This window comes from Agrobacterium rosae (assembly GCF_002915175.1).
GTDB lineage: Bacteria > Pseudomonadota > Alphaproteobacteria > Rhizobiales > Rhizobiaceae > Agrobacterium > Agrobacterium rosae.
The window spans coordinates 26,197-35,689 of sequence record NZ_NXEJ01000015.1 but is presented as its reverse complement, the minus strand read 5'-3'; the positions used below and the strand labels follow the sequence as shown (position 1 = coordinate 35,689).

Sequence of the window (9,493 nt, the reverse complement as noted above, 5' to 3'; positions counted from 1 at the left end):
TTCCAAGTTCATCATGAAGTCCAACGGCGAAGTCATCATCCTCGGCAAGACGTTCAATTTCGTGGCCACGGATCATTTCCAGCTTCGCGGCAAACCCATCGATCTGAACTGATGAAGGGGCTGGCCCGTGGAGCTTGATAATCGACTTCCGTTTCCCGCCATGGCCTTTCGCCAGTTCGACACCGAGGGCGAACTGGATTGTGTCGTCTCCGTCCGCGCGACATTCATGCATGTTCAGGACGGTATGCTTGAGATCGCCGAGGAGCAGGAAAGCTTCCAGTGGGAGGACGCCTACGAGGGCGATCCGCATCAAACCGTCCTTCTTCGCCAGAGCGATCTTACCCCCGACAAACCTGGAACGGACGTCACGTTTCTCGGTAAGGCCTGGTCTCCCTCGGGAGAGCCTGAGCCGTCATGGCGAGCTTCGTTGAAACTGGGACAGGTGTTCAAGGAGATCGACGTTTCCGGGCCACGCTTCTTGGAGCCTGTGGTCAAGGAGAAGTGGGCCGGGTTTTCCGCGAAGGAGCCAAAACGCGTTATCGCAGACTGGACGCTGACGGAACCCGAACCAGCAAGGAGCGTCAGCGTCTGCTGGCGCAATGCCTATGGAGGCGCGATTCCGGGCACGGGCGATATCGCAACGGACACACCTGTTGACGTTGAACGCAGGAACCCGCTCGGATGCGGCATCGTCAACCTTGATATGCCTTCCGACACCCATCCCGTACCCGCGCCTCAGATCACCGCACCCGATGAGCCGCTGGACTGGCGGCAAACGCCGGAGCCACAAGGCCTCGGGCTCATGTCGCCGTGGTGGCGTTCGCGGCAACAGTATTCAGGAACCTACGACGACGACTGGGTGGAAAAACGTCACCCCTTCTTGCCGCGCGATTTCGATCGCCGCTTCTGGCAATCCGCACATCCCGACCTGATCGCGGCTCCGTATCTTCGCGGTGATGAAGCATATGAGCTCTCAAACTTGCATCCTCACCACTCGGTCGCCCGAGGCAGGTTGCCCGGTCTCACGCTCGGCGTTCATTGCGCTCGCGAGGATCGAGACGACTGGCACGTGCTGGAACTCGATGGTGTCCAGTTCGACTGGCGCGACGATGGGCGGGTCCTGCTGACCTGGCGGGCGAGGTTTCCATTGCCAGACGCAGGCGAGACGACCCTCACTTTGACACGTGTTCGGCTCAGACCGCCGGAAGTCGAGACTGCCAAGGTCAATGAGGGAGAGATGGCATGAGCATCCCGCGTGACAACTACGTCCGTGAGCCGCTGTATCCTGACCCTTGGACAACGAATAAACCACGTGAGGGCCTGCGTGACATCGACGAGGCCCGGATTGTATCGCTGGCACCCGATGTATGTTTGACCCCCGTCGGCTCCTCAGTGGTCCCCATTCCGTACCCGGTCGTAGATTTTTGCGGTCATGACAAGAACTACACACCGTCAGTCCGCTTCACGCGCAAGAAAGCCATGGTCATGCGCTCCTGCACGACGCACGTGCATGGCGACGCGCCGGGTATTAGGAAAGGCCGAAAGTCGGGCACAGTCGAGAACATCTGTGAGCCTATCGGTCACGCCGATCAGGTCCGAGCCGAAGGCTCCCACGTCATCCGTCACCTCGACCGCTTCTACATGAACAACAAGAACACCGAGGGCGAGGCGATTTTCGTCCGCAGCACCCAGACCTTCGATCCCCCGAAAGAGAATGATCCAATAAGAGGGTCTTTGAGAGCGCAGCCAAAGCCAATCGAGGTCGCGTTGGACACAAGCTCGCCGGAAGGCCAACGGCTTCTTAGAGAACTGATGCGCGATAATCCTGCGAAACCTAGTTCGCTACCTAAGATTCCGACGCCGCCGCCGTCGGGGACCAGCACGATTTTACAGAGGCTTGGAATTTTCGGCAGGGTTTTGGGCAGCGTGGCTGCACCTATGGCGCTCATTACGAGCGGTGGAACGCCTGATCTGGACACAGCAATTTTAGCGGACAATGCCGCTAGCAGGGCTCTGGAGGGAATAAGTCCGCTTGGTACAGAGGAAAAAGCTCTGTACGACGCAACGAAGCAGCGTATTTCGACACATATATACGATGCCTACAATGACCCGTTCAGCAGTCCTAACGAAAATTACATCGAACAGGAACGGAAATATCTCGAGCAACATCTGAAGATTGATCGATCGAGACGGTTGGCGACCGCTCTGAAAGAGGGAGTGCGGATCGACACTTCGAACAAGGACGAATGGCCATGTGTCGTTGGGCCTTACAAATACGTTAAAATGGTCTGCCCCGGTGAAGCCCACCACATCATACCCGACATGGTATATCGCATTGGCAACGCGCCTTCCAATGAGGCGGAAAAGAATTCCAAAGCTGGGCGTATCAAGAATTCTCCGACTTACAACGAAGGACAGGCAATTTGTCTCACGACCGGAATGCACCGAACCGATGATGACGCAGTCCATAAGTCCCTTAATCCCGCACTCTCAGCGCTCGGCCTACGCTATAGACCACAGGGAACGGCACCACTTGGTGAAATTAGAGGAGAGGTCAACAAGGCGATAGATCGCGTTCCCGAATTACCGGAAAAGTGCAAGAGAATGGCAAAGCTGGCGGCGATGGCCCAAGTGGGAAAAAATGAGAAGCAGCCCGGTAGAACGACTATTCGGCCTCCGCAGTTGCCAGGAGGACAAGACGTAATAGATAGATTACAAGCGGGGAGTTACTGAAGTGAGGAGTGGCCACATTGGATAAGATAATTCGATTAGACGCGGCAATTGCATTCGACAGTGACACGTTCTGTGCCGTATTTAGTGAAAACGACAGCGACGATTCCTACTCTTACATCCTGACATATGAGGGGAACTTCAAACAGCCTTGGTCACGGGCGGACGTCCCTCGCAAGATCGACGGCTTGACCGGAAAACTCGATAGCGAAGGTCGTCCCGTTATTTACGCTGTTAGTGACGAAGGGGATGTTTATACGATTTGGCCGGGCAAAACTTCTCAACACATGAAGATTATGGGTGCTGGTGTGTATTCCGAGGATGCGACCGGGTTAGGATACATTAACTCGGCAACCCTCGTTGATGATGTAATCTTGGTAACTGGTTATCATTCCCAACTCTATCGTATCGTCGGAGAAAAGACGGAGTGGTTTCATCGGGAGAAGCTGCCTTCAGCGCCTGAGGGCTTTGAATACCTAGCTTTCGGCACGGTACGTGGCACCACCGACACCGATATGTACATGAGTGTTGTCTACTTTCCGGAAAATTCCACTAGAGGCCTGACGGACGAGGAGGAAAAACGGCGAAGTGAACTGATTAAAGAAGGACGCTACGAAGAGGCGCTTGACCTAGAGGAGTCCACGAAGGAAGGCCAGACACGCGTAAACGAAGGTCGCCTCCATCACTGGGACGGCAATGAATGGCGCGTTGTGGCAACGCCGCGTTCGGGGAAATTTTATTCTGAGCCGGCAGTTCTTTCGGATATTCTGATCGAGAACAATGATCGAGTTTGGGCAGTCGGAAACAACGGCGTGATTCTCGTCGGCAACGCCCGCGACGGATTTCAGGACATTTCATTTAAGGGGAACGATGAGAACCTGCGTTCGATCACTAAATTCCGTGATCGGATGGTCATTGCCTCGGACTATGCTCTGCACTGGTTCGACGGACACATACTTACCCCACTCAAACCCGTCCTTGACCCGAACATTAACAAGAGCATTCCAACGCCTCTTAAGGTGCAAGCGGTGGGCGACGTACTGTACTACTTCGACTCCAAACACGGCATCCAAACGTTCGACGGTAACGATTGGAAGGCAGTGGAAGTACCTCAGGAGCTTCTCGAGCGCGAATTCAAGGGGACGGAGAACTAGAACTGGCTTCTGATGTGAGAAGCGACAGATCGGAGCGCCGACGCTATGGATCACGACGGAGGTTTCGAAGATCGTTACGAAGAATGGGCCCCCCGGCTGTTGGTTTCCACGCAGAACTGAGCCGATTAGGCAGATGAGGGGATGCGGAAGAAAACTTGGACCATCAGACTCTCTCAAATGGCAGGCGCCAGAAATGACCGATATTGATGTTGAACGAATTGAGCTTACCAGAGCCTGTGTTCTAAGCGGGAATTCGATCGTTGTTTCTTCGGTGAAGTCTAATGCAGATGTCTACGAGCCAAAGTCCGTCGTATGGCGTTACTCAGAGGCGGGCGGCGCAGCGCGTTGGAAAGCACGGGAGATGGATTTACACGTTGAGAAAATCATCCCCTCTAACAAGCCGGACGACTGCATTGTGTTGTCTGCCGAGGGTGAAGTGGTTGTAGACGTTTTTACAGGCGCTACGGCCGAGCGGATTGTTGGCGCAGGGACCTGGATAGACGGTTCGAAGGGTTACGGTAGACTTCTATCAATAGCTTGGGTCAACGAGACGCTATTCGCCTCCGGAAACGGAGGGCAAATTTATGTTCGCGGTGACAAAGATTGGCGGTTGTTGACGGATACTATCCTTTTTGATCCTGAGGCGCATGCTAGGATCAGCCGAACCGCGCCACCCACGACCGATCCCGGCTTTCTCCAATGGCTCATGGATTCTCGAAGCCAAAGACCGAGAAATATCTCGCTGCATGATGTCGCAGGCCAAAACACAAATTCGGTATATGCCTGCGGTGTGGACGGCACAAAACCCGTATTGTTTTTCTGGGACGGTACAGCCCTGCACGAATTGAAAGTGCATCTCGAAGAAACTGCGTTGACGGGCATCTACATCGAGAATGAGGACAGCGTTTGGATATGTGGCCGCGAGGGTGTGTTACTACATGGAAGCAACGCTCGCGGTTTCACGCCAGTCAGTCTTCGAAGTCAGCTTAATCTTTTCCATATGGTTCGGCCTTACCGTGGAAACCTCGTTCTACCATCCAGCGTTCGCCCAGGTGGTCTATTCGAAATAGATAAGGCGTCTTCCGACCTCCGTCGCTTCACCCCTAGAATGCCTGAAATGCACGGCGATTATATTTTTCATTCAGAGGCTTCCAACGATGCGCTTTGGGTGGTCGGCCAGAAAGATATTTTTCGTTTCGATGGAAATGCGTGGGAGCGAAAACAGAAACCCGATCTTTGAGCCAGCACCAGTAGATGTGCTCAGACGAAGATTTTGAAGAACCGCACTGCGCATCGGTGACCGATACTGTGTCAGGAACGGCGCGCCACCTCAGAGACAATTTACCTCGAAAAGGGTTCAGCGAAGGTGATTAGCTATCCAAAGATGTTAGCGCAGTACACCTCCACGATCGCCGCCCTACTCTGCATCCTTTCCACAGCGCAAATTGCGGGAGCCCAAATGCCATCAGAGGATTATGCCGATATCATCGCCTTCGCGTCCGATTTCTCTGGAGATGACCCCGAAATCATTAGGCGGGTGCGGGAGATGGCGGTCAACCCGCCCGGGGATATGGAGACCGTCGGATTTTACGGCGTGGAGGATTATTCTTCGCGGCATCGGTTATTTCTCGCCACGGTCAATCTGCTAGACAACGCGGGAAAGCTCCACTCGGTCGAAGATAAGTACACCAGTGAAATTTTCTCGATCTGGCAGGAAGGCGGCGTCATAGACAAGACCACGTTAGGTCCGCTCGCAAATACCGTTTTTGGCCCTCTGATAGTTGGAGAACAACCTCCGGGACCGATAAGCGCTTATCATGATCTCGTCTGGTCACAATATGCCCTCGCCACGGAGGAGCTTGAGCAGACCATCCACGACAGTGGCAAGGCCCTGCTGTCAATCGATGCGACGGACGGCGATACGATGTTTTTCGCACTCATGCCTCCCGTGATCGCCGACCGTTGGCGCGACAAGGCTTTAAGCGAGCACGCAGGATATCGCGCCGGAGTACGCTCCCCGATGTGGGATCGTTTTTGGGTAAACTTGACTTACTCTACCCGCGAAATGGTGGCTGGCGACGACCGGAGAGGCCTTCCACCAGGCACTCGCGAACGGGACGAAACGATTCCGTTTGCGAAATGAACATTGTTTATTCAGCGGGTCTTCATCCCTAAGTTCCACAGATTTGTCCGTTCACGCTTCTGCTAAGTCAGGTGCCGGTGGCCGCTATCGAAATCATTTAAATTTTCCAAGAGGCAGTTGACCCCCGATTATTTGTTCCCTAATCGTTCTCACATGCAAAACATGTCCCGCCTCACACGAATACGTTGATCCCCGCCTGCCGCGACGATCAACCGTTTTCCATGAGGTTTCGAAAAGGGTGTCGCACAGCGCGCGAAGTCGCTTCGCTCGAGCCGTAGCAATGCATCTATCAGGTCGTTTGCACCCGCGGCTTCCATCAAATGTGACGGGCCTGCCATCTACTGATCCCAGCCATCTCGCGATGTCGCCTGCATTCTCGATCTTAATCCCTCCATGGCGTTGCATGTCGTTGTCACTGGAGCTTGGAGAACTGCGCATGTTCCTGACTTTATTGTATTCGACAGCGACGGCTACCGGGTTCTGATGGATGCGCCGGACAGACTACTGCCCTGCGATGCGCCTTCGATTGAGAAATCGGCCGACCAGGTTGGCCTACAGTATCGGTTGCTTTCCCCGGAGGAAATCTACGACGGTCCGCGGCTTCAGTACGCGCGAGACCTCTTGCGCTACGGCAGCGTCCAACTGGCGCTGGGCGATCGACTGAAAGTCCTCGCCGTTTTGAATGACGAAGGCAGCCTGACGGTGGCGGAGTGCCTGACGATTTTCACCGAAACCAGACCTCCCATCGCGGGTCTGGCTCATCGACGGGGACCATGGCGCAACTTCGAAGCCGTGTAGTTCGCCACGCTGGAATGGGTCGACTGGTTTAAAACCGCCCCCTTCTGGTGCCCATCGGAAACACTCCACCCGCCAAGGCCGAAGAACGATACTTTGCCATACTGAACGAAACAGCCATGGCCGCATGACTTAAACCAAACGGTCTCCAGCAAACCCGCTGCGGTTCATCTGGCGGCGTCGGCTTTGACTTGTTGGGACGTGTACTCCAATGATGAAACCATTGGAGGTGACGGAGTTCGGGGAAATCGGCTTAACTGAAACAAATTTCTACTAAGTTTATATAAATAGAACGACCGGTCTTCCTTGCTGGATGTCTATCGTGAAAGAATGAACGCGGAATCAAACATCGCGCGCAATCCGAATAAGGCGAAGAACGACATATGGCACGTTATGTTATCATTGGGGCTGGTGCGGTTGGCGCGAGCTTGGCAGCTCAATTTGCCCTGTCTGGAATCGACTATGTTTTGGTCGGGCGGGGTGATCAGATCGCTCATATCACGCAACATGGCCTAAACTACCGAAGGCCGGAGGGTACGCGGCAGATAACGCTTAACGCATTCGATCTTTCTGATCCGCAGGACCTGACTGCAAATGACATTCTGCTGCTGACCGTTAAATCGCAGGACGCCGCAAGCGCACTTGCCTTCTGGTCTTGGAGAAGTGTCTCAGGATCGAAATCTCCAGCATCGGCAATCCTTCCCATCGTAACCTTCCAAAATGGGCTATCTACAGAGTCTGTTGCGCTAAGAACGTTCGCAAATGTTTATGGGGCGAGCATATTGACGCCTGCAAGGTTTACGGAGACCGGAACCGTTGTCGTTGGAGGCGTGCCGCAGCCGGGAATCGTGACGTTGGGTCGTTTTCCGAAGGGACACGATAAAGACAGCCAGCAGATAGCAGCCGATCTGACCAGCGCTGGCTATCTCGCAGAGGCGACTGGCGATATAAGCCGCTGGAAGGCGGCCAAGCTGCTGCACAACGTCCGCAACGTGCTGGAATTGTTTGACGGCCCGGAGCCGTTGCGCGAAACGCTCAGCACGGCCATCGTGGAAGAAGCTCGGTTGGTTCTATCCGCCGCAGGCTATTCGTTTGCAGCACCTTCGGAGCGAACAATAGACATCAGTCACTGGCGCATCGCACCCGACAGCGGCATCGTGCCTGGTCAGCAATCGACCTGGCAAAGTTTTACGCGCGGCGCGTCCAGCGAAGTCGACTTCCTCAATGGCGAAATCGTACTTCTTGGTCGTCTTCATGGCATTGCATCGCCCTATAATAAGGCCGTTCAAACGCTCGCCGGTGTACTTGCCCAGAAGGGCGCATTTACAGAACCGCTCCGCTTGGAGGCGATCTTTTCACTGCTGGACGAGGAAGATCCGTCCCAACCTCATCTGAGTGTCGGGGCATGACGCGACCAACCAAGATTTTGATAAGATAGTTTGAAGCGATGCAATGAAAGAAGCCATATCAGACCATATCCTCTCCGCAGCCGGGACCCTCTTCTACCGAGAAGGCATCCGGGCTGTCGGCATCGATCGCATCATTGAGGAAGCCAAGGTCGCCAAAGCGACGCTTTATCGGCACTTCCCATCGAAAGACCACCTCGTCGCCGCCTATTTGCAGGCGCGCCACGAGCGCGTGATCCAGTCGCTGCATGAAGTGCTATCCGCCGCCACATCTCCCAGAAAGCAGATCGGATCAATATTCGAGCGGCTTTACGAAAAGGCGGACAGCCCGGACTTCCGGGGTTGCGCCTTTGCTCTGGCGGTTGCCGAGCATGGAGATTCCGAAAAAGTTTCGTCCGTGGCCCGCCTTCACAAGACCATGGTGAGGGACGTTTTTGCCGCGGTTCTGGCGAAATCGGCAAACACGAACGATCTAGCCGCCGCCCATCTTTCGCTTCTCTACGAAGGAGCCCTGGCAACGGTCGCCGTCGGACGGGATCCAAACGCCGTGCTCGTTGCGCGTGACTGCGCGCTGTTCGTTTTCGATGCGGCATCTCCCATCCATCAACCCAACCGAAAGCAAGCATAATGACAAAGACGATCGATTATTTCTTCAGCATCGGTTCGCCCTGGGCGTTCATCGGGCTTGAGCCATTTGCCGACCTGGCGAACCAGTACGACGCGACGATACGGCCTCATGTCATTCCGCTGATCGAGGAAAATGGCGGCATCTATTCACGCAACCGCCCGGAGGTTCGCCGCGCGTATTGGACCAAAGATCTCAAGCGCTGGGCCGCATTGCGTGGCAAGGTGCTGAACTTCGACAACCGGGCGAGCTTGTCCGATCCGGGACCGGCAGGGGCTTTGGTCGTGGCGGCAATCGAGACTGGCGATGATTGGCTCAAACTGACCTTGGCGCTTCAGGAAGCGTTCTGGTTGCGTGGCGAAGACATTGGCAGCTTGGAAGTCCGTCGCAAGATTGCAAATGCCGCGGGTTTCGATGGCCCTGCATTGGAAGACCGTGCTCAGAGTGAAGCCACGGAGGCGATCCGCAAGGCCGGCTACGAGGCGGCAAAGGCCGCAGGTGTGTTCGGCGTGCCAACCTATCGCTACGAGAGTGAACTTTATTGGGGGCAGGATAGCCTTCCTTTCCTCGAGCGTCATCTCAAGGGCGAAAAGCTCGCCGCTTGATCCTAAGACGAGACGAGCTGAACATATGCGATTGT

General features: G+C 54.9%; 8 protein-coding genes and 1 pseudogene. All 9 read left to right on the top strand.

What is annotated here, in order from left to right; genetic code table 11:
- The first annotated feature begins 127 nt into the window (after positions 1-127).
- The 9 genes and pseudogenes from CPJ18_RS25980 (at position 128) to CPJ18_RS25940 (ending at position 9,458) form a co-directional block, all read left to right on the top strand.
- A complete protein-coding gene (locus CPJ18_RS25980; protein ID WP_103660445.1) occupies positions 128-1,246 on the top strand; it encodes a DUF2169 family type VI secretion system accessory protein in 1,119 nt (372 codons plus the stop codon).
- The gene (locus tag CPJ18_RS25975) at positions 1,243-2,733 is read left to right on the top strand and encodes a DUF4150 domain-containing protein (protein ID WP_103660444.1); all 1,491 of its coding nucleotides are present in this window, start codon (positions 1,243-1,245) and stop codon (positions 2,731-2,733) included. The genes CPJ18_RS25980 and CPJ18_RS25975 overlap by 4 nt, the downstream gene beginning before the upstream one ends.
- A gap of 17 nt (positions 2,734-2,750) precedes the next feature.
- On the top strand, positions 2,751-3,884 hold the full coding sequence (locus CPJ18_RS27030) for a hypothetical protein (protein ID WP_197710917.1): 1,134 nt from the start codon (positions 2,751-2,753) through the stop codon (positions 3,882-3,884).
- A 193-nt stretch (positions 3,885-4,077) separates the two neighbouring features.
- A complete protein-coding gene (locus CPJ18_RS25965; RefSeq protein ID WP_146258731.1) occupies positions 4,078-5,124 on the top strand; it encodes a hypothetical protein in 1,047 nt (348 codons plus the stop codon).
- Between the two features lie 219 nt (positions 5,125-5,343).
- On the top strand, positions 5,344-6,027 hold the full coding sequence (locus CPJ18_RS25960) for a hypothetical protein (RefSeq protein WP_146258730.1): 684 nt from the start codon (positions 5,344-5,346) through the stop codon (positions 6,025-6,027).
- Between the two features lie 747 nt (positions 6,028-6,774).
- Positions 6,775-6,953 (top strand): annotated as a pseudogene (locus CPJ18_RS25955) (IS3 family transposase); the annotation flags it as partial.
- A gap of 252 nt (positions 6,954-7,205) precedes the next feature.
- A complete protein-coding gene (locus CPJ18_RS25950; RefSeq protein ID WP_103660441.1) occupies positions 7,206-8,231 on the top strand; it encodes a ketopantoate reductase family protein in 1,026 nt (341 codons plus the stop codon).
- 43 nt (positions 8,232-8,274) lie between these two features.
- Positions 8,275-8,856, top strand: coding sequence for a TetR/AcrR family transcriptional regulator (locus tag CPJ18_RS25945; protein WP_103660440.1), 582 nt, complete (start codon positions 8,275-8,277; stop codon positions 8,854-8,856).
- Entirely contained in the window at positions 8,856-9,458 is a 603-nt protein-coding gene (locus tag CPJ18_RS25940; RefSeq protein WP_103660439.1) for a 2-hydroxychromene-2-carboxylate isomerase, read from the top strand. The genes CPJ18_RS25945 and CPJ18_RS25940 overlap by 1 nt, the downstream gene beginning before the upstream one ends.
- Positions 9,459-9,493 lie beyond the last annotated feature (35 nt).